The 20,744-nt window shown below is 38.9% G+C and carries 17 protein-coding genes; 7 read left to right on the top strand and 10 right to left on the bottom strand.

Going from position 1 to position 20,744, the window contains the following annotated elements; all coding sequences use genetic code 11:
* Positions 1-80: 80 nt before the first annotated feature.
* The 3 genes from hemB to hemA all read right to left on the bottom strand — a co-directional run bounded on the left by hemB (position 81) and on the right by hemA (position 5,187).
* Positions 81-1,049 (bottom strand): porphobilinogen synthase, encoded by a 969-nt coding sequence (gene hemB, locus DHW03_RS15990; protein ID WP_109926853.1) that lies wholly within the window; start codon positions 1,047-1,049, stop codon positions 81-83.
* Positions 1,050-1,350: 301 nt separating this feature from the next.
* Positions 1,351-2,931 (bottom strand): hydroxymethylbilane synthase, encoded by a 1,581-nt coding sequence (gene hemC / locus DHW03_RS15985; RefSeq protein WP_109926852.1) that lies wholly within the window; start codon positions 2,929-2,931, stop codon positions 1,351-1,353.
* Positions 2,932-3,960: 1,029 nt separating this feature from the next.
* On the bottom strand, positions 3,961-5,187 hold the full coding sequence (hemA, locus tag DHW03_RS15980; RefSeq protein WP_109926851.1) for a glutamyl-tRNA reductase: 1,227 nt from the start codon (positions 5,185-5,187) through the stop codon (positions 3,961-3,963).
* A 127-nt stretch (positions 5,188-5,314) separates the two neighbouring features.
* Between hemA and DHW03_RS15975 the strand changes: the two genes are divergently transcribed.
* Together DHW03_RS15975 and DHW03_RS15965 are read left to right on the top strand one after the other, a co-directional pair.
* The gene (locus DHW03_RS15975) at positions 5,315-5,734 is read left to right on the top strand and encodes a DoxX family protein (protein WP_109926850.1); all 420 of its coding nucleotides are present in this window, start codon (positions 5,315-5,317) and stop codon (positions 5,732-5,734) included.
* A 1,744-nt stretch (positions 5,735-7,478) separates the two neighbouring features.
* The gene (locus tag DHW03_RS15965; protein WP_109926848.1) at positions 7,479-8,306 is read left to right on the top strand and encodes an alpha/beta hydrolase family protein; all 828 of its coding nucleotides are present in this window, start codon (positions 7,479-7,481) and stop codon (positions 8,304-8,306) included.
* A 151-nt stretch (positions 8,307-8,457) separates the two neighbouring features.
* On the opposite strand, the gene DHW03_RS15960 is transcribed toward DHW03_RS15965, so the two are convergent.
* The 6 genes from DHW03_RS15960 to DHW03_RS15935 all read right to left on the bottom strand — a co-directional run bounded on the left by DHW03_RS15960 (position 8,458) and on the right by DHW03_RS15935 (position 15,282).
* Entirely contained in the window at positions 8,458-9,732 is a 1,275-nt protein-coding gene (locus tag DHW03_RS15960) for a mechanosensitive ion channel family protein (protein WP_109926847.1), read from the bottom strand.
* Positions 9,733-10,176: 444 nt separating this feature from the next.
* On the bottom strand, positions 10,177-12,159 hold the full coding sequence (ispG, locus tag DHW03_RS15955) for a (E)-4-hydroxy-3-methylbut-2-enyl-diphosphate synthase (RefSeq protein ID WP_109926846.1): 1,983 nt from the start codon (positions 12,157-12,159) through the stop codon (positions 10,177-10,179).
* Positions 12,160-12,222: 63 nt separating this feature from the next.
* Positions 12,223-12,834: an RDD family protein gene (locus DHW03_RS15950; RefSeq protein WP_109926845.1), complete on the bottom strand. Its 612-nt coding sequence runs from the start codon at positions 12,832-12,834 to the stop codon at positions 12,223-12,225.
* A gap of 56 nt (positions 12,835-12,890) precedes the next feature.
* The gene (locus DHW03_RS15945) at positions 12,891-13,874 is read right to left on the bottom strand and encodes a LiaF transmembrane domain-containing protein (protein WP_109926844.1); all 984 of its coding nucleotides are present in this window, start codon (positions 13,872-13,874) and stop codon (positions 12,891-12,893) included.
* A gap of 6 nt (positions 13,875-13,880) precedes the next feature.
* Positions 13,881-14,573: a PspC domain-containing protein gene (locus DHW03_RS15940; protein WP_165825441.1), complete on the bottom strand. Its 693-nt coding sequence runs from the start codon at positions 14,571-14,573 to the stop codon at positions 13,881-13,883.
* Positions 14,574-14,592: 19 nt separating this feature from the next.
* On the bottom strand, positions 14,593-15,282 hold the full coding sequence (locus DHW03_RS15935) for an SDR family oxidoreductase (protein WP_109927217.1): 690 nt from the start codon (positions 15,280-15,282) through the stop codon (positions 14,593-14,595).
* A gap of 148 nt (positions 15,283-15,430) precedes the next feature.
* Here DHW03_RS15935 and DHW03_RS15930 point away from each other — a divergent pair, with 148 nt between their 5' ends.
* The 5 genes from DHW03_RS15930 to msrA all read left to right on the top strand — a co-directional run bounded on the left by DHW03_RS15930 (position 15,431) and on the right by msrA (position 19,653).
* Entirely contained in the window at positions 15,431-16,165 is a 735-nt protein-coding gene (locus DHW03_RS15930) for an MlaE family ABC transporter permease (RefSeq protein ID WP_109926842.1), read from the top strand.
* Positions 16,165-16,917: an ABC transporter ATP-binding protein gene (locus DHW03_RS15925; RefSeq protein WP_109926841.1), complete on the top strand. Its 753-nt coding sequence runs from the start codon at positions 16,165-16,167 to the stop codon at positions 16,915-16,917. Before DHW03_RS15930 ends, DHW03_RS15925 begins: the two co-directional genes overlap by 1 nt.
* Positions 16,918-16,984: 67 nt before the next feature.
* Positions 16,985-17,866 (top strand): class I SAM-dependent methyltransferase, encoded by an 882-nt coding sequence (locus DHW03_RS15920; protein WP_109926840.1) that lies wholly within the window; start codon positions 16,985-16,987, stop codon positions 17,864-17,866.
* 97 nt (positions 17,867-17,963) lie between these two features.
* Positions 17,964-19,007, top strand: a complete 1,044-nt coding sequence (locus tag DHW03_RS15915; RefSeq protein WP_109926839.1) for a hypothetical protein — start codon at positions 17,964-17,966, stop codon at positions 19,005-19,007.
* A 103-nt stretch (positions 19,008-19,110) separates the two neighbouring features.
* Entirely contained in the window at positions 19,111-19,653 is a 543-nt protein-coding gene (gene msrA / locus DHW03_RS15910) for a peptide-methionine (S)-S-oxide reductase MsrA (protein ID WP_109926838.1), read from the top strand.
* 2 nt (positions 19,654-19,655) lie between these two features.
* On the opposite strand, the gene DHW03_RS15905 is transcribed toward msrA, so the two are convergent.
* Positions 19,656-20,744 (bottom strand): acyl-CoA dehydrogenase family protein, encoded by a 1,089-nt coding sequence (locus DHW03_RS15905; protein WP_109926837.1) that lies wholly within the window; start codon positions 20,742-20,744, stop codon positions 19,656-19,658.

Here is a 20,744-nt window from a genome sequence, read left to right as displayed (position 1 = left end):
GACTTTGACCTTTGCCCTTTGGTCTTTGGTCTTTAGACTTTTACCTTTGGTCTTCGGTCTCTTTCACCTGTGGTCTTCTCTTACATCCAACCGTTGTTTAAAATATCTTTAATATGATAAGTGGTAATTATACTTGCACCAGCTCTCGCAAAGGCATGCATCGTTTCCATAACTACTTTCTGTTCATCAATCCAGCCACGCTCTGCAGCAGCTTTAACCATCGAGTATTCTCCAGATACATTATAAACCGCAATAGGCAGGTTGGTATCTTGTTTAAGGCGTTGTATAATATCTAAATAAGCTAAACCAGGTTTAACCATTAGTACATCAGCGCCCTCTTGCTCATCTAGTTGTGCTTCTCGAAGTGCTTCAAGCGGATTTCTAAAGTCCATTTGATATGCTTTCCGATCGCCCTTACTGGGTGCACAATCTGCGGCCTCCCTAAAAGGACCATAATAAGCCGAGGCAAATTTTGTTGCATGACTCATAATAGCCGCATTTACAAAACCATTTTCATCCAAAAGATTACGCATGGCTTTTATGCGCCCATCCATCATGTCAGATGGTGCAAACATATCAGCCCCAGCCTGTGCATGGGTTAGGGCCATTTTAGCAATTACATCAACTGTTTTATCATTTTGAACGTAATCATTCTCCAAAATACCACAATGTCCGTGGGTGGTATAAGAACAAACGCAAACATCTGTAACTACATATAAATCTTCACCAAATTGTTTTTTCAACTCTCGTACGGCAGTAGGTACTAACGAATGATCATGATAGGCAGATTTTGCATCCGCAGATTTCTCATCACCCACACCAAAAAGCATAATTTTATTTAAGCCTTTTTTCATCCCCGCTTCCACATCCTTTACCAAGGCATCAACCGAATAATGGTTAACACCTGGCATGGCATCAATCGCATGGGTAACGTTCGTTCCAGGTACCACAAAATAAGGGTACACAAACATATCTTTCGATAGTCGGGTTTCGGCTACCATCTCTCTAACCAACGGGTTCTTCCTCAATCTTCTCGGACGATGTAACATATTTTGTATCAATTATTTATTATCAAACATCAACAACTTAAAAGCTGCTGTAATGTAGCGTAATGGAATCTAATCAGGTTTAGAAAAGCACTTTCAGTAGTTCTTTTGTACCAGCAGTCCTGCTTTTCGTTTCAAGTTTTTAATGGTTTTCGGCAAGCTCAAACGCACATTAAAAAGCTTTCCACTTCAATCAGGTTTAGGTAGCGTGGCCTGTAGTTAAAACCTAAACTTTACCATTTTATCACCTTGTTTGGTGCCAGGATGGCTCATGCCCCACGAACCGTTCTTTTTCTTTGTCTTTCTACTTAATCTCGATTCCAAAAACGGCTTCAGCTAATCCTATTTCATCGGGCGAGTAAGGCAAAGCATAACGCACACCCATTTCATCAAATTTCTTACCCGTAGAGTTACCGATTGCGATTACCTGCTGCCCAGGCTCCAACAAATTATTGGCGAAATAAGCATCAACATTAGAAGGACTGGTAAAAATTAAAACATCAGCATAACTCTGATCAATGTCTTCTTCAATTACGGTTTCATAAATGGGTAAATCTATAATCTTGGCATCTGCAGGCAGGGATTTCTGAATGGATTGTAAAGAATCTTGTGCCCTAGGAAACAGAATATTTTTACCCGAAACCAATTTTGCAAAGTTTTCTGCTACTTCGGTAATGTCGCCGCTTGCACCCACAAAATCTGCAAAATGACCATATTTACGGAGCGCATCTTCTGATCCTCTACCCACTACACCAAACTGTGTTTTCTTTGGTAATTGAGGCTTTAAGTTAAAGAAATACTCTACGCTGTTTCTGCTGCTAAAGAAGATCCAATCAATGTTTTTTAATATAAACTGATCGAGCACAGTTACGATAGGAAAAGTACGAATTAACGATCGCCCTTCAATTTCTATATTATTATTTTCGAGCGCTTTACGGAAATAGCTATGCTCGCCAATTTCACGCGAGATAAATACTTTAGCTGGCTTTTTCCTATCTGCACTAAATTTAGCCACAATTTTCTCTGCGAGTCCTTCTGTAGTTTCCGAACGTAAAAACAAGCGTTCTGGAAAATCTTCGGCAGTTTCAGCTTTTGATGTCCACACTTCAAAAACACCATCTTCTTTTTTGCAGTAACAGCCTAGGGGCATGTGGCAACCGCCTTCAAAAATATTGAGCACTTTACGCTCTACACCTACTTCCTCTGCCGTTGCCGGATCGTGTAATTTCTGTAGCGCTTCAAAAAGTTCGGTATCATTTTCCCTAATCTGAATCGCAAGAGCACCCTGAGCAGGCGCAGGTACAAATTCAGTAGGTTCTAATTCTTCGACATGAAATTCGCTTACATCCAATCCTAAACGCTTTATGCCCGCTTTTGCCAGCATTATTGCATCATAATCTTCATCTCTAAGTTTTTGAATGCGTGTTGGAACGTTTCCGCGTAAATCTTCAATTTCTAAGTCAGGGCGTAAACCCAAAAGCTGGGCTTTTCTCCTATTTGAAGAAGTACCCACCATTGCGCCTTTTTTTAAGGATAGTTTTTGAGATACATCCACGCAATCTTTTAAAATTAAAAGGTATTCGGTTGCTTCCTCGCGAGGGGGAATGGCGGCAATTGTTAAGCCAGCAGGATGTGCTGTTGGCAAATCTTTTAAGCAGTGAACCGCCAAATCAATTGTACCACCCAACAACTCTTCTTCCAACTCTTTGGTAAAAAAGCCTTTACCTTCTAGCTTATCTAAACGTAAATTCAGGATTTTATCGCCCTGCGTTTTGATAATTTTAATTTCAGCTTCTATTCCAATTGCAGCCAATTCATCCTTTGTATGATTGGCTTGCCATAAAGCTAAGTCGCTACCGCGTGTTCCGATGGTTAATTTCTTCACTGTGTTTTTAAATGATTTGCAAATCTAACTAAATACGGCTTTATCTGGTAAAATGTTTAAAAATGAGACAGTGAGGTTACAGAGTGGGTATTGTATGGTGTTAGAACGGATATTGCTTTAGGCTTGCAGCGGTCAATAGAACGGAGAGTGCCTGACGAAAAAATTTAGAGTTTTTAATATTGGTTAATGGCCAACTAACCTATCGGTTTAAATGATCTCTCTCGGCTCGCCGCCGCCGAAAGGGCTCGTTCTTTTGACAACAAAAGAACCAAAATTGCCAGCTGAAAATTTTTCTATTAAAGTTTGGAGTAGGGCTCGGACGGTGCTTCCCGAAAAATTTGTTAGGCTGGGGATTACGGTAACGGAGAAATAGTGCTCTGGCCTAGCTGGGTGGAGAAGCAAAACTGAAACTAAGCGCAAATAATGCTTCTGGTTATGGATACAGGCTTTAGGTTTGTTAGCAGCGGCTTGAGTGCTTCAAACCCGATTGAACGGAAAGCCACAATTTTTCATTGTGCTTGGAGGTAAAGCGGGACTGAAATAACAAAAATGCACAGAACCCTGCTTTCCCAAACATTTGTGACTTTAGGAAATAGATTTAGGTGATAGATTTGTCTAAAGATCTTGCTCGGCTCGCCGCCGCCGAAGGGCTCGTTCTTTTGACAACAAACCTGCGAAGCAAGCTTGAACGCCAAAAACAAATAGCAGCACGTGAAAAACACCAAACTTGATTTCTGTAAATAAAATATAGCACTGTGACCTGGCTGCGTGGAAAAGCAAAAACCGGAACTACGGGCAAATAATGCTTCCGGGTTATGGATACGGGTTTTAGCTTTGTTGGCACCGGCTTGAGTGTTTCAAACCCGATTGAACGGAAAGCCACAATTTTTCATTGTGTTTGGAGGTAAAGCGGGACTGTAATAACAAAAAAGCACAGAAACCTGCTTTACATAATTATTTACGATTTAAGAAAAGCGATAGCCAAATGCTGTGGCTTAGCTTTGTGGATAAGCAAATATCAAGAAGATTCTAAGATTGCTTTACCAAAATCTCTTTGGCCATAATCATTGGAACGCTGATGTATTTTTTCTCCATGTAGTTCATTACACGTTCTAACACTTCGCGAGAGGCTTCATCCATCTGACTAATTTCTTCTGCAAATACACCATTTATAGCTGTATTTTTGATTTCTTTAATCTTTCTGGGTACATCTTGCATGGCCAATTCAATTCGACGCTGTTTGAGTACGGTAAAAAACTCGGTGATGTTTGCGCTGATAATGTCTTCAGCATGAACGAGTTCGTTGTAACGCTCCTGAATGTTTTTCCGGGCAACTTCTTTGAGCGATTCTACCTCAATATAATGGATTGGATTATTGTGAACAACCGCGGGTGCTACATCGTTCGGAATGGCTAAATCAACAATTACCTTTTTGCCTGTATCGCCATGAAGCAATTTAGCGTAGAGCGCTTCAGTAATAATAGGCTCTGTAGACCCTGTACAAGTGATGATTACATCAAAACCCTCGTTAAAGTTTTCCAAGGCTTCTAACGGATAGGCTTTTCCATTCAATTCGCTAGCAAGGCTCTCTGCTTTAGAGAGTGTACGATTAAAGATTGAGAAGTTAGAATATTTATGCTTGTTGAGGTATTTTGCAATGTTTTGATTGGTTTCTCCTGCACCAATAATTAAAATGCGTGAGTTACCACACATGTTTAATTCTTTGAGTTTGCGATAAGCCAAAGAAACAACAGAAACTGGATTTTTTGAGATATTGGTGTGCGTATAAACTTCTTTAGCCGTTTTCACCACCCTATCCATAATCATACGCATGTAATCGCCAGTAAAACCCGCATCTCTACAATTTTCGTAAGCTTTACGTATTTGAGCTAAAATTTCTTTCTCGCCAACAACTAAACTTTCTAAAGAGCAAGATGTTCTGAGTAGGTGATTAAAAGCCTCTTCGTTTTCGTAAACGGTTACGTTTTCTAAGAAACGCTCCATAAATTCTGGAGGTAAGCCCATGTCCAAAACGGTAAGAAACTTGGTTACAAATTCTTTATCTGTTTTTTCTTTGGTAAGGAAAACGAACTCTACACGGTTACAGGTACCAATGTAAAAAATCTCGCTAACAGGTAACACGGTTTGAATATTCTTCAATCTGTTGTCCAAACTTTCATCACAAATAACTAACTTCCCTAAAGATTTTAGGTCGATGTGGTGATGTGTAAAAGCGATTACTTTTAAATATTCCAAGTGCTTCCGTTATTAACTATTGTCGGGATACAAAAGTAACATGGCTAGGGCATGTGACTGTCATTAACCTGTAATTTACATCAATTTAGAACGGTTTTAAATAAATAGAATTCTATAACAAATCTTCATGCCCTATAAAATATTTCTAATCATTTATGCCGTTTTCTACATCCTTGCGGGCTGTAATCACTTTCTCTCTACTGAAGGGTACTACGCAATAATGCCGAATTGGTTGCCCGCACACCAATTTTTAATTTATTTATCGGGCGTAATAGAAATAATTTTAGGCGTTTTATTGTTATTTCCAAAAACCAGAAAGCAATCTGCTTTATGCATTATTTTAATGCTGCTTGCCTTTATGCCGGCTCATATTTATATGATTCAAATGGCGCCCTTTATGCTCGGAAAAATATTGGTTACTCCGCTAATTGCCTGGGCTAGGTTACCTTTTCAACTACTTTTTATGGGTTGGGCCTGGTATTACTTCAAAAACCCTAAACAGAAATTTTACTTTAATGTTAGTAAGCAACCAACCAAGGGATATTAAGCCACTAAATGGCTGGGCCCTAAATCTATTTTCTAAAGGCACAAATGTTTGGGTCATGCGCTTCTCCACCCAGCTAGGCCAAAGCACTATTTCTCCGTCACAGTAATCCCCAGCCTAACAAATTTTTCGGGATGCACCTTCCGAGCCCTTCGGCGGCGGCGAGCCAAGCAAGATCTTTAGACAAATCTATCACATGCATATATTTCCTAAAGTCACAAATGTTTGGGAAAGCAGGGTTCTGTGCATTTTTGTTATTTCAGTCCCGCTTTACCTCCAAGCACAATGAAAAATTGTGGCTTTCCGTTCAATCGGGTTTGAAGCACTCAAGCCGCTGCTAACAAACCTAAGGCATGTATCATAACCCGGAACCATTATTTGCGCTTAATTTCAGTTTAGCTTCTTCACCCAGCTAGGCCAAAGCACTATTTCTCCGTTACCGTAATCCCCAGCCTAACAAATTTTTCGGGGAGCACCGTCCGAGCCCTACTCCAAACTTTAATAGAAAAATTTTCAGCTGGCAATTTTGGTTCTTTTGTTGTCAAAAGAACGAGCCCTTCGGCGGCGGCGAGCCGAGCGAAATCTTAATCGTTTCATTAATTGGTTAATGAGTAACTAATCATAGGATATTGAGCCACAAAATGGTTGGACAATGCGCTTCTCCACCCGGTTAAGCCCGAGCACTTAATCCACGTTTCACTAATCCCCAGCCTAACAAATTTTTCGAGATGCATAACTCGAGCCCCTCGGCGGCGGCGAGCCGAGCAAGATCTTTAGACAAATCTATCACCTAAATCTATTTCCTAAAGTCACAAATGTTTGGGAAAGCAGGGTTCTGTGCATTTTTGTTATTTCAGTCCCGCTTTACCTCCAAGCACAATGAAAAATTGTGGCTTTCCGTTCAATCGGGTTTGAAGCACTCAAGCCGCTGCAAAAAAAACCTAAGGCATGTATCCATAACCCAAAACCATTATTTGCGCTTAATTTCACTTTAGCTTCTCCACCCAGCTAGGCCAGAGCACTATTTCTCCGTTACCGTAATCCCCAGCCTAACAAATTTTTCGGGAAGCACCGTCCGAGCCCTGCTACAGACTTTAATAGAAAAATTTTCAGCTGGCAATTTTGGTGTTTTTCACGCGCTGTTATTTGTTTTTTGGCGTTCATGCTTGCTTCGCAGGTTTGTTGTCAAAAGAATGAGCCCTTCGGCGGCGGCGAGCCGAGCAAGATCTTTAGACAAATCTATCACCTAAATCTATTTCCTAAAGTCACAAATGTTTGGGAAAGCAGGGTTCTGTGCATTTTTGTTATTTCAGTCCCGCTTTACCTCCAAGCACAATGAAAAATTGTGGCTTTCCGTTCAATCGGGTTTGAAGCACTCAAGCCGCTGCTAAAAAACCTAAGGCATGTATCCATAACCCAGAACCATTATTTGCGCTTAATTTCAGTTTAGCTTTTCCACCCAGCTAGGCCACAGCACTATTTCTCCGTTACCGTAATCCCCAGCCTAACAAATTTTTCGGGAAGCACCGTTCGAGCCCTGCTCCAAACTTTAATAGAAAAATTTTCAGCTGGCAATTTTGTTTCTTTTGTTGTCAAAAGAACGAACCCCTCGGCGGCGGCGAGCCGAGCGAAATCTTTATCGTTTAATTGAATGGTGGCTGAAACCGCCACATATGCCATCCCAAAACCCTCCAACACAACAAATTTGAATTTTGTAGGTTTATAATTTGAACCAATTCCTTAAATTATGATTACACAAAGTGAATTTAGCCTAACCGGTGCAGATGGAAAAATCATTGTAGGCGATATTACATTTGATGAGAAAAACCCAAACACGCCAATCGTCCTTTTCATTCACGGCTTTAAGGGCTTCAAAGATTGGGGCGCTCACAATCTAGTAGCAAGGCATTTTGCAAGCAACGGCTACCGATACATTAAATTTAATTTATCGCACAGTGGCGTCCCTGCCAATGATCCAAAGGATGTGACTGACATGGAAGCCTTCGCCAGCAATACCATCTCGAAAGAACTTTTTGACGTTAATGCTGTACTCGATTTTATCGAAAAAGCCTACGGGAAAGAAACCAAAATAAATTTAATTGGACACAGTAGAGGAGGCGGATTAGCAATAATAGAGGCCTCTAACGATGTAAGAATCAACAAATTAATAACTTGGAGTGCCATTTCGAGTTTTAACAGCCTTTGGAAAAAAGAACAAGAAAGTGAATGGAAGAGGACAGGGAAAATCTCCGTTACCAATGCCAGGACTAAAGAGGAGATGCCTTTAAACGTTACTTTACTGCAAGATTTTGAAGATAATGCAGAAACATTCAATATTTTGAAGGCCGCTAAACAGATTAATATTCCCTGGCTTATTGTTCAGGGCGATGATGATGTAAACGTTCCGTTTGAACATGCACAAAAATTAGCCGATGCAAATTCAAACAGCAGGTTGATTAAAATTGAGGGCGCAAATCATGTTTATGGCGCAACTCAACCCTATCAAAATGAAACCCTACCCCCACTTTTATTTAAAGTATGCGAGAAATGCTTGCTGTTTTTGGGTGAAGGATAACATTCAGTTATTATAGGAAATAAAATTGCCACGGACGCACGGAACTGGATTGTCTTCCAAGAATTCCGTGTTTCAATGGCAAAACAAAATAAGCAGATTGCTTTGGAATTACCGAATGCACGGCGTTGGATTGTCTTAGAAAGAAGTTGACCTAATCAATACCCCTTTGCACAAAACTTCGCATATCGCTACCACTTGGACTCTGGAATATCTCCAAATCGAAATAAGGTACCGTAGCCAGAAGATGGTCGAAAATATCGGCGGCAACCTCTTCAAATTTCTTTAATCCTTTTTCTTTAGAGAATACATAAATCTCTATCGGAAGTCCGTTTTCAGTAGCCTGTAGCTGCCGTACCATAAAAGTTAAATCGGTATTGATGTAAGGGTTGCTCTCCAAGTACTTCTCTGCATAAACTCGAAATGTACCAATGTTGGTCATGTGCCTTCCGTTAACCAAACTATTGGGGTTTACCGTATTTTCGGCATTAAATTTTTCAATTTGCAATTGGGTTTCTCTTAAATAATCCTTTAAAAAATCAATATTCTTTAAGCGGTTAATTAATTCTTCATCGCAAAATTTGATGCTTGAGATTTTGATATTGATGTGGCGTTTTATTCTTCTACCTTCACTTTCTTCCATTGCCCGCCAATTCTTAAACGACTCGCTAACAATGGCATAACTCGGCACAATGGTAACAGTTTTATCCCAATTTCGAACCTTAATGGTGGTTAAGTTTATTTCAGTCACTTCCCCATCAGCACCATACTTTTCTACCGTAATCCAATCGCCAACCCGAACCAAATCAATGGCGCTCATCTGCACGGAAGCTACGAAACCCAAAATAGGATCTCGGAATACCAAAATAAAAACCGCTGTCACCGCCCCAAATCCACCAAAAATATACAAAGGCGATTCGTTTAAAATAATGGAAAGAATCAGAACGAAACCAACAATATAAAATACAATCTTCGCAACCTGCTTGTAACTTCTGATGGGCTTATCGGCATATTTCTTCGAGGCTTCCATAATGGAAACCAAAGCGTTAAGAAATGCGTTTACCGCAAACATAACCGCCAAAACAATGTAGATTTTAGAAAAAATTAAGGCATAAAACAACCAGTTTTTAAAATCTATAAACACAAAAGGCACGGCATTATAAATGATGTAAGCACCAAAAATTAAAGCAAAAGCCCTAAAAACCCTAAACTCGAAAAGGGCCGTTTGCCAATTGGATTTGGTTTTCGCCCCTTTTACGGCAACAATAAAAACTTGTCTGGTTAAAAATATGGTTACAAACAGAAACAAGGTTACCCCAATTAGGCCTATAAAAAAGTAGGCATATACAAGTTCGCTACCTGTAAGATCTTTGCAAATTAGCCAGTTTCTAAGCGCATTAAATATGGATTGGAATTCTGGAATCTTCATAGAGGTAATTTAAGAATTATTAGTTAGAAAAAATGAGTGATTTACAAAGATTGAGTTTAACCTGAGTTACATTTAAGTCCTAATAGATAAGGACTAAAGCGATTCAAACAGATTAAGGTGCTGAAATACATTCAACAGGCCGGACGAGTTTTAAAAGATTTTATAACAAATCGAGGCTGTTTCTTCACTCAATTTACGCCTTAAATTGCCAAATAACAGTTTGCAACAAAAAGCAAAATGATTTTAAATTCAATTTTTGCCTGTGAATTTCCGTTTGCATCCTTTGCCACCTTTTGCATCACAGGTGTTTCAAAATAAGATTTTGTTCGCTATTGTGAATTTGGACTAATCATTCAACCTGCCTTTTTGATTCAAAGCTATTTTTGTTAGCCCGAACTCATGGTATTTAAATTTTTAAGGCTTATCACTCCTAAATAAAAGGAACTAGGCTTTCTCCACCCAATTTCCATCTCCCTTTATAATATCAATCAACTCATCCAAAGCAAAAGCAGTATTTACGTTCTTCTTTACGACTTCCTGCCCACGGTAGAGTGTAATTTTATCTGGGCCGGTTCCAACGTAGCCATAGTCGGCATCAGCCATTTCGCCTGGACCATTTACAATGCAACCCATAATGCCGATTTTTAGGCCTTTTAAATGATCGGTACGCGAACGAATAAGTTGAGTGGTTTCTTGCAAATCGAAAAGCGTTCTGCCACAACTTGGGCAAGAAATATATTCGGTTTTACTAATTCGTGTTCGGGTTGCCTGCAAAATACCAAAGCTGGTAGAATTGATTAGCGCCAAATTCTGAGCAGGTGCATCAATCCAAGTTCCATCACCAAAGCCATCTGTAAACAACGCGCCAAGGTCGGTTGCAGAATAAAGCATTAAAGTATCTGCATCCAAATCTGTATAGCTGCGCTTAATAATTACAGGAATTTGCAACTGCTTCTCTTGCAAGGCAACAAAAAACGCTCTTTGTTCGGCCATTCCATGACTCGCAGAAGTTTCTAAAATTAGTACCGTGTTTTTATATTGCTCGATGTTTAATGCATCAAATTGCTTGGCATCAATCTGTACAAACTTCAATAAGTCGTCGCGAACATCTGAGGTTCTAAATTCATCAAAAGAAAACAGAGGGTGGCAATTATTTTTATCCGTTAAACCGAACCAAGTTTTAAAATTATAAACCTGCTTTAAGTTTCCTGGAAAAGAAAACGAGGGTAAACTATCACCCAAATAAGCCAAATCACAAGCCTGATCTGCCAAGTTATACTTATCTAAACCAGCACTGTAATTATAGCCCACAGCACTCAAGAAATAAGGGTCTTTTAAGTTTTCCTTAGATACATCAATCATCACTACTGGATGGTGATGCCCACCAATGTGTTGAATGGTTTCCGTATTTCTTCTAGAATATGAATACGGTGAATAGGTTTTAATACCAGTTGAATGATGAAAAACAGATACGGCATCTTCAGAAACCTGAGTATCATTTTTAGCCTCTTTACTCCTCAATACATATCGATCTGCAAGTGCTTTAGCTACAGGTGCTTCAAACTCAGGGTCTTCTGTTAAAGAAACGCGAATGGTATCGCCGAGTCCGTCTTCGAGCAAAGTGCCGATGCCGACGGCAGATTTTATTCGTCCATCTTCTCCATCACCTGCTTCCGTTACGCCTAAATGTAAAGGATAATTCATCCCCTCTTTGGTCATAGTTTCTACCAATAAGCGATAGGCCTGAACCATCACTTGCGTGTTGCTGGCTTTCATGGAAATAACCAAATTGTAGTAGTTTTGGTCTTCGCACATGCGAATAAATTCCATTGCGGATTCTACCATTCCTCTAGGAGTATCGCCATAATGGCTCATAATCCGATCAGAAAGCGAACCGTGATTGGTACCAATGCGCATGGCCGTGCCGTACTCTTTACAGATTTTTACGAGCGGAATAAACTTTTTATAAATCCTTTCCAACTCTGCATCATACGTATCTTGTGTATATTCTATATTTTCGAATTTCTTTTTATCGGCATAATTACCGGGATTTACCCTCACCTTTTCTACAATCCGTGCAGCCATTTCAGCGGCATTGGGCGTAAAATGAATATCGGCAATTAATGGCACATCGTAACCCCTAAAACGAAGTTCTTTCTTAATATTGGCCAGGTTTTCTGCTTCTTTAATGCTCGGGGCAGTAATGCGAACGTATTCGCTTCCCGATTCTACCATGCGGATGGTTTGCTCAACCGTTGCCAAGGTGTTCATGGTATCAGTGGTGGTCATAGACTGAATGCGGATGGGGTTATGAGCACCCAATGCTATATCTCCAATTTTAACTTCGCGGGTTAAAAACCTTGAATATCGCGTTAAACTGTTGCAATATCCGCCATCTAAATCATGCTTTACCGATAAATTTTCCATGCGAATGCAAAGATACAATATTGAATTTTGAATGCGTGAATTTGAATGTTGGAATGCTGTAAATTATATCAATCTATCTTTAATCACCAATGTGTTTGCGGCTATATCGTGCCAGCATTGATGTTTCTTGTTTAAAAAGCTATAGAAATAGCCGAAAAAAACGGGCAGCACCGATAGGACTTTAGAAAAATTCCGAACAAAAGAAACCCCGGTAGAAACCCTGCTCCCCTCCAAATCACTAACTTTTATACCAATTAACCTTTTGCCAATAGTCGCTTGTTTTACAGATGATTCTGCAAATGTTCCGTACAATAATTTAAAGATAAAAATAGACGGAAGCGGAACAGCAAAGGCCATTATTCTTTGATCTTTGCCTTCTATAAACATAAAGCTGATTAAAATGATGAAGATATATATGCCGAAGATGATAAAATGATCAATTACCGAAGCCAATAATCGTTGATCAAAAGCTGCAAAATATTGAGGGGCCGTTTTTTGAAAGCTAAAACCCAAAAGCTCACGCAATTCGGGAATTGCATGAGCTTCTTTATAATCGTCCATTCCGGGTTTTCGTATAAATGTATTCGGCGTTAGGTTTAAATCTTTAAGCTCGGATAAATTATAAGGCCCTTTAGGTTTACCATTTATAACTACTGTATATTGATCGAGATTCATTGGGTATTTAAGATTAAAGCGAACAGGAGGTTTTTAAGCTTTCAACCTTATTCCTTTTAGTATCTGCTCACTTCAAAGTTACTTAATCCCCCATCCAAATTGATAAAGATTTTTTTTGCTGAGGTTTTATAGTTTGAAGTTTCATAAACGCCATCACTTATTTTGTCAAAGCCTTCGAAATCTTTTGCAGATAAACCTGTTTTTGTATTTATTCTACAGCCCGAAGTGGTTGGAATTTGGATTTTCACATCGGCTACGCCCGATTTTACAACCACATCTGTAATCGGCAATAAATCGCCAAACTTAATGTCCAGCGCAGCCGCTCCACCATCAAAACGGAAAGTGCGCACTTTATAATCAGCAAAATCGAAATCGGCTTCACCTGCACCTAACTTCATAATCACATCCCAATTTGGCGCCTTATTTAACTTAAAGTTCACATCGTTGCCTCCATCGCCGAAATTATATCTGCCTTTCTTATTATCCATTTTAAAGGTTAACACGGTTGCGCTATCTGTAACTACTTTATTTAAGGAGAAATTACCATGTTTTTTATGAACATCTGCATTAATCAACTCGCTTGTTTCGCCATCTAAATTGAAAGATATACCACCCCCAGAAATATTTAAAACTGTTTTTTTAGCATTTTCTGTTGATACAAAGGGTTGAGTAAGATTCAGATTGCTGTATGTGCTATCCCGATCGTTATTATCGTCGCCATCATTGTTATCCTCGTCGCCCAAATTAATATCAATATCTTTGTTGAAGCGATTGTTTCCCCACCATCCATGTTCTGGTGGCTGCTGCCCACGGTAGAAAAGAAACGCTAATCCCACCACCAAAACACCAATTGAAATCATGCTGCCGGTTTGAGAATTATTTCTATTGAACAGCATGTTAAGGCCAAAAATGATGAGCAATAGTGGCCAAAAGCTCCATACGTTACGCCAATAAAAATCAATTACGCCAAAGTTTTCGAGTAAGAGTACTCCGCCTATAAAAAGCAAGATAATACCCCAAATTAATCTATCTAATTTCATAATATTTTATGCTTGAGGGTTTGTAGGGGACTGATTGTTTTCATCTTTTGGTACTGGTTGATCTTCCACAACAATGGCTTCAGAGAAATCGGTTGGCTTTTTAGCTTCCTCTTCCGTGTTTGCTTGTTGATTTTGAAAAGCATTCCATTCGTTTTTACGTTTCGATTTAGCGATAATGCTTATACCCAAAGCAATAAATAACAAAGGCCACATAAACTTAAACAGGTTTCTAAAACTGAACCAATCAGGGATAAAATCCAATTCGCGCATCAAAAAGAAACAGCCAATTACCAATAATAGTAGGCCCCCAACGGTACGCCCAGTATCATTCGGTTTGTTAAACTTGCTAAAGTCGGGTTGCGTTTCAAATGGTTTCTTTCCTAACCCTTCGTTAACTGGCTGACTCCAGTTCGGATTTGTATTTGCAAATGGATCGGCCATGCCAAAAGGAGGTGTGTTTGGATTGTTTTTGTTAAAGTAATCGTTAAATTTTGAAAATTTAGATGCCGGATCATTATTCACTGGAACAATAATCCACATGATGATATAGGCCAGTAAGCCTCCGCCAGCCATAAAAATAGCCGATAATACAAACAATAATCTAATTATGGTAACCTCCACTTGCATGTAATCTGCAAGGCCCGAAGCTACACCGGCAATCATCTTATCGTGTTCATTTCTAAAAAGCTTCCTTTCCATAATCGTGTTCATTTTGTGTTTAAAAATCGAGCGGAGTAATTAAAACCTCATCAACATTTACCCCTTTACTTAAGTTTAAAATGGTAAATAGCGTATCTGCAATATCTTGGGGTTGTACAAATTTGTCATCTGGAATGCTTGTGCCTTCCCATGATGAGGTTTTTGTTGAACCCGGCAAAAAAGCAGTTACTTTAACTTGATGGGGTGCTAACTCTTGCCGCAATACATGATTAAGACTGAGCATCGCTGCTTTTGTTACACTATAACTTCCGCCATTTTTTACTGGCGCATTACTGGCAACCGAACAGATATTGAAAATATGACCATGCTTCTGCGAGCGCATTTTTTTACCATAAAATTTACCAATGTAATAGGCTGCATTTACATTTATATTTTGCTGTTTTTCAAAGATTTCATCCTCTTCATCGAGCATAGAACCTGGCAAAAAGGCTCCTACATTGTTTACCAACACATCCACATCACCAAAATCTTTTTCAACAGTATGTAAAAAACGATACACTTCTTCCTTTACTGCACAATCAACCGAATAAATTAAAATTGTGCGACCAATTAAAAAAAGTTCATCCCTAAGTTGTTCAAGTTCTGTTAAATTTCGGGCTACAAGCGCTAGGTGATAACCTTCATTGAAAAGTTTAATGGCTATTGCCCTACCAATTCCTTTTGTTGCTCCTGTTATTACCGCTTTCATATTTTTGTGGTTTAATTTTTGTAAGCAAAAAACCATATTTATATTTAAAACCACGAATATTTCTGCAATTAACCAAAGGCTACAACTTTTTTATTGTTTCTTTGTAGTATTATAGAATGATCATTTAAATTAAGCAAAAACATACGGAATGAATTTTACCAATTTCGGCAGATACATCCTGCTACTCAAATCTGTATTCAGACGGCCGGAAAAACTCAAGATATATCTTAAGGAAATTGCCAAACAGATGGATTATGTAGGTGTAGGCTCATTAGGGCTTATCGCAATCATTTCTACCTTTATTGGCGCGGTAATGACCTTACAAATTGCTTTCCAGTTGGTAAGTGATTTTATCCCAAAAACAATTATTGGTTCAGTAAATCGCGATTCGAGTATTTTAGAACTGAGTCCCACCATTAGTGCAATTGTACTTGCGGGTAAAATTGGATCTGCCATTTCATCAGAAATTGGATCGATGCGGGTTACCGAGCAAATAGATGCCTTAGAAATTATGGGTATCAACGCGCCTGGCTATCTTATTTTACCGAAAATTATTTCGGGCATCACAATGGTACCGATGTTGGTTATTATTTCTATGTTTTTAAGTATTACTGGCGGATACATTGGTGGATCAATCTCTGGTGCAGTTACTCCGGCAGAATACATTCAAGGGATTACAACTGATTTTAATCCATATACCATTACAGTTGCTTTGGTTAAAGCTTTTGTATTTGGTTTCATCATTACCTCTGTACCGGCTTACGAAGGCTTTTATGTTAAAGGCGGTGCATTAGAAGTTTCTCTGGCAAGTACAAGAGCAGTTGTAATTAGCTGTATCTCTATCCTTGTTTGCGATTATTTGGTTACTCAACTGTTATTATAATGATTGAAATAAAAGATATTTATAAATCATTTTCGGGAAATGAAGTTTTAAAAGGCATTTCAGGATTATTTCAAGAAGGGGTAACCAATTTAATTATTGGAGGTTCCGGATCAGGAAAAACAACATTGTTGAAATGTATGGTGGGTTTACACCAACCCGATTCGGGCTCGGTGCTTTATGATGGAAGAGACTTTACACCAATGAGTTACGAAGAACGTATTGATGTCCGTAAAGAAATCGGTATGCTTTTTCAAGGCTCTGCACTTTTTGACAGTATGACGGTTGAAGAAAACATCATGTTTCCTTTAAACATGTTTACTACACAAACGCGAAGCGAAAAACTTGATCGCGTAAACTTTTGCTTAGAACGCGTTAACCTGGAAGGCAAAAACAAATTGTTTCCATCAGAATTATCGGGAGGGATGAAAAAAAGGGTTGGTATTGCCCGTGCAATTGCCATGAATCCGAAGTATTTGTTCTGTGATGAACCAAACTCGGGCTTAGATCCAAAAACATCCATCGTAATTGATGAATTGATTAAAGAATTAACCGAGGAATACAAAACCACTACCATTGTGGTTACCCACGATATGAACTCGGTAATGGGAATTGGCGATTATATTCTATTTTTGCACGAAGGAAAAAAATTCTGGGAAGGCAGCAATAAAGAAATTGCCCATACTGATATTCAAGAGCTTAACGACTTTGTTTTTGCCAGCCGCTTTATGAAAGCCGCGAAAGATAAATTTTAAGCAACCATAACAACGCTCGCTTTAAATTGGCACCTAGCTAGGTAATTGCGAGTAATATTTATAATAAATGATACAATTACTTACCCCAACCCATTGGAAAGATTACGAACTAATTGATTGCGGGGATTTCGAAAAATTAGAACGTTTTGGAAATGTTATTTTAATCAGACCGGAACCTCAGGCGGTATGGAAAAAAACATTATCCGAACAAGAATGGAAAAAAACGGCCACGATTACCTTTAGAGGTCGTTCGGCAACTTCTGGCGAATGGGTAAAGAAAAACCAAAGCACACCAGACCGTTGGCATGTTGAATATAAAAATAACGAAGTAGCCATTAAACTTCGCTTAGGATTAACTTCTTTTAAGCACGTTGGGGTTTTTCCCGAACAAGCTGTTAACTGGGATTTTATATCATCATCAATTAAAAAGTTTACTACACCCAATCCAAAAGTTTTAAATCTCTTTGCCTACACCGGAGCTGCGTCTTTAATTGCAAATGCAGCGGGTGCAGAAACCACTCACGTTGATTCTATTAAACAAGTGGTGACTTGGGCGAATGAAAACCAAGAACTTTCGGGATTGAAAAATACCCGTTGGATGGTTGAAGATGCCTTAAAGTTTGTAAAAAAAGAATTAAAAAGGGGTAAAAAATACAATGGGATTATCTTAGACCCACCCGCTTATGGCCACGGACCAAATGGCGAAAAATGGAAACTTGAAGATCACATTCAAGAAATGATGCAGGATGTTGTTCAACTTTTAGATGAAAAAGAGCATTTTTTAATACTCAACACCTATTCTTTAGGCTTCTCTTCTGTTATTGTGGAGAACTTAATTCGAACATCTTTCCCAAATGTTAAAAATTTAGAAACTGGAGAATTGTATTTACAAGCCACTGCTGGCATTAAACTTCCACTGGGTGTTTTTGGTAAGTTTTGCAATGTTTAAATGTTGAATACTTTATTTTGCGCTACCAGTTTTCCAGCCTACTTTAATACCCTACAGATTCGGAAAACCTGTTTAAAACTATAATCTATAATAATCTATGAAAATACCTCAATTAGCGGGCACACTAATGCTTGGTTTTGCTGCAATTAGCTTATTTGCCAACTGCAATTCGGATGGTAAAGGCGGCGTGAGCAAAATCTTCTCTTCCGACACCACAAAGAAGAAAACAGATTCTACAGCCAATGTAATGAAGCCTGTAGATCCTAAACTTTACGATTCTTTAGTGCTCAAATTGGCTAATGGAGATACAACAGGAAAATGGCCAGTAAAAAAACAACCATACCCATTGGCTGGTGCAATTTTACCATTTAAACGTATTGTAGTTTATTATGGCAACCTGCACTCAAAAAAAATGGGTGCCTTAGGAGAATATGCGCCAAAAGAGATGTGGCAACGCTTAAATGCTGAGGTGAAACATTGGGAAAAGGCAGATCCATCTACCCCAGTACAGCCAGGCTTACATTATATCGCTGCAGTAGCGAGCGGTACTCCTGGAAAAGATGGTAAGTACATAAACAGAATGGGCAACAAACAAATCGACTCGGTACTAAAAATCGCGAAAATGCAACCTGGAACGATTGTATTTTTAGACTTGCAAGTTGCATTGAGTACGATAAAGGCAGAATTGCCACACATTGAAAAATATTTAGAGCTACCTTATGTTCATTTAGGTATTGATCCTGAATTTTCGATGAAAGACGGAACACTTCCGGGCAAAAAAATTGGAACTTACGATGCGGCAGACATTAACTATGTAACTGGATATTTAGCTGATATTGTTAAAAAGCACAACTTACCTCCAAAGGTTTTTACTTTACACCGCTTCACCAGAAAGATGGTAACCAATTATCAAAATATCAAATTACGCCCTGAAGTTCAGGTGGTTATGCACATGGATGGATGGGGAGAACCTGAATTGAAAAAAGGAACTTATCGCCATTTCATTTATGGAGAACCTGTTCAATTTACAGGCTTTAAATTATTCTATAAAAATGATTTGAAAAAAGAGCCTAAGCGTTTAATGACTCCAGAAGAATTATTAAAACTAACGCCTAAGCCAATTTACATTCAATATCAATAACATTTTGGTTTAGGCCAATTTGAAAACCTCGTGAATTTAGTTTTGCGAGGTTTTTTTGGGTTTTAAAAAAACTGAAATGGCATGGTTTTCGTTAACTTAGTATATGCAAACAGCAATTTTTGGGGGAGGGTGCTTTTGGTGCACTGAGGCGGTATTTCAAACCGTAAAAGGCGTAAAACAAGTGGTTTCTGGGTATATGGGTGGGGAACTAAAACATCCCACATATATGGAAATTTGTAATGGAGACACCGGACACGCAGAAGTAATTCAAGTACAATTTGATGAGAAAGTAATTTCTTTTAACGAACTGTTGCTAATCTTCTTCAAAACACATAACCCAACCACGCTGAATAGACAAGGAAATGATACTGGAACGCAATATCGGTCGATTATTTTTTATGCAAATCAAGAGCAGAAGGAACAAGCTGAAAAAATGATTGACGAGTTGACCAGAGAAAAGGTTTACGAAAAAGCCATTATTACTGAAGTTTGCCCGATTTCTGATTTTTATGAAGCTGAAGATTACCATCAAAACTATTTCCTCCAAAACCAGGGAAAGCCTTATTGCGCATTTGTAATCCAGCCAAAACTGAATAAATTTATATCAGATTTTAAAGATATGGTTAAGCCTGATGATTCTGAATAAATTTAAGACTCAAAAGTGAGTAAGGCATGTTGACTCGATGTGTGTAAATCTCTCCAAACTCTATTGATTTCGGTTTCCTTTCTTGCAGCTTCCAAACCACCATAAATAAATAAAGAATCGGCAATTTTTCTGCAAAGATGTGCCAATTGCCTACTTGATAAACTAACCTTCTTTAACTGGCTTTCTCGAACAATTCTATTACTCGTCAATTCCGCCCAAGACTCATCAAATACGGCGTAAAATGCTGCTTTGGCCTTTGCCAAATTTTGTTTGCTTGCTTTCAACTCGCGATCGAAAAAAGCAATCTGGGCTTCGGTATAGCGTTTCAAACCCGATCTGGCATAAAAAGCACTTTCTACCAAGCTAATGAAGTGGTTTGCCATACCAAGATTATTAACAGCGAGCGTAGTTTCTGCCAATTGTAAAAATGGATAATCAAAACCTTCATCGGCAACCTCGATAGTGTTGTTTATTTTGAAGGTTCTATTGCTCGGAACTTCCACGTCAATCACATCAAAGGCATGGCTACCTGTAGCAATAAGCCCAAAATAAGACCAGCCAGGCAAAATATTTATCTCATCTTTCTTTAAGATGAATGATTTTACCTCTGGATTTCCCGCTTCATCTAATAGCTCTGAGCCATCCTCATTTTGCAATGTGCAGTTGGCGGTAAAAATCGTAGCATGTAAGGCTCCACTCGCATATTTCCAATGTCCATTGATTAAATATCCATTGGCGGTTTTAGTTGCTGTACCTCCAATTGCCCCGCTTCCTGCGAAACAAACGGTCCTATCGGCAAAAATTTCTTTGGCCAAGTCGGCATCAAGAAATCCTGCAAACCAACCCGCGCCAGCACAAAGGGTAACTGTCCAACCCAAACTGCCATCGGCTTCTGCCAGTGCTTCCTCAAGTCTTAAAATTTCGGGTAATTTCTTCCCCGGTCCACCATAAATTTTGGGCACAAATAATTTGAACCATTGCTGTTGATAGGCCACCTCTAAAATTTCGGGATGAAGTTGCCCCAGTTCTTCTGAGGCTGCTGCAAATTCTTTTACCTTTTCTTGCCAAGATTGAGCGATGGTTTTTTGCAT

This window comes from Pedobacter yonginensis (assembly GCF_003173595.1).
Lineage (GTDB): Bacteria > Bacteroidota > Bacteroidia > Sphingobacteriales > Sphingobacteriaceae > Pedobacter > Pedobacter yonginense.
This window is presented reverse-complemented; position numbering and strand designations above follow the sequence as displayed.

What these genes read in the sequence shown, in the direction of transcription:
- DHW03_RS15975 (WP_109926850.1), top strand. Translation starts at nt 5,315, where the DNA reads ATGCCCTATAAAATATTTCTAATCATTTATGCCGTTTTCTACATCCTT.
- DHW03_RS15920 (WP_109926840.1), top strand. Translation starts at nt 16,985, where the DNA reads ATGATACAATTACTTACCCCAACCCATTGGAAAGATTACGAACTAATT.
- DHW03_RS15915 (WP_109926839.1), top strand. Translation starts at nt 17,964, where the DNA reads ATGAAAATACCTCAATTAGCGGGCACACTAATGCTTGGTTTTGCTGCA.
- DHW03_RS15950 (WP_109926845.1), bottom strand. Translation starts at nt 12,834, where the DNA reads ATGAATCTCGATCAATATACAGTAGTTATAAATGGTAAACCTAAAGGG.
- DHW03_RS15935 (WP_109927217.1), bottom strand. Translation starts at nt 15,282, where the DNA reads ATGAAAGCGGTAATAACAGGAGCAACAAAAGGAATTGGTAGGGCAATA.
- msrA (WP_109926838.1), top strand. Translation starts at nt 19,111, where the DNA reads ATGCAAACAGCAATTTTTGGGGGAGGGTGCTTTTGGTGCACTGAGGCG.
- DHW03_RS15945 (WP_109926844.1), bottom strand. Translation starts at nt 13,874, where the DNA reads ATGAAATTAGATAGATTAATTTGGGGTATTATCTTGCTTTTTATAGGC.
- DHW03_RS15930 (WP_109926842.1), top strand. Translation starts at nt 15,431, where the DNA reads ATGAATTTTACCAATTTCGGCAGATACATCCTGCTACTCAAATCTGTA.
- ispG (WP_109926846.1), bottom strand. Translation starts at nt 12,159, where the DNA reads ATGGAAAATTTATCGGTAAAGCATGATTTAGATGGCGGATATTGCAAC.
- DHW03_RS15925 (WP_109926841.1), top strand. Translation starts at nt 16,165, where the DNA reads ATGATTGAAATAAAAGATATTTATAAATCATTTTCGGGAAATGAAGTT.
- DHW03_RS15905 (WP_109926837.1), bottom strand. Translation starts at nt 20,744, where the DNA reads ATGCAAAAAACCATCGCTCAATCTTGGCAAGAAAAGGTAAAAGAATTT.
- DHW03_RS15940 (WP_165825441.1), bottom strand. Translation starts at nt 14,573, where the DNA reads ATGGAAAGGAAGCTTTTTAGAAATGAACACGATAAGATGATTGCCGGT.
- DHW03_RS15965 (WP_109926848.1), top strand. Translation starts at nt 7,479, where the DNA reads ATGATTACACAAAGTGAATTTAGCCTAACCGGTGCAGATGGAAAAATC.
- hemB (WP_109926853.1), bottom strand. Translation starts at nt 1,049, where the DNA reads ATGTTACATCGTCCGAGAAGATTGAGGAAGAACCCGTTGGTTAGAGAG.
- DHW03_RS15960 (WP_109926847.1), bottom strand. Translation starts at nt 9,732, where the DNA reads ATGAAGATTCCAGAATTCCAATCCATATTTAATGCGCTTAGAAACTGG.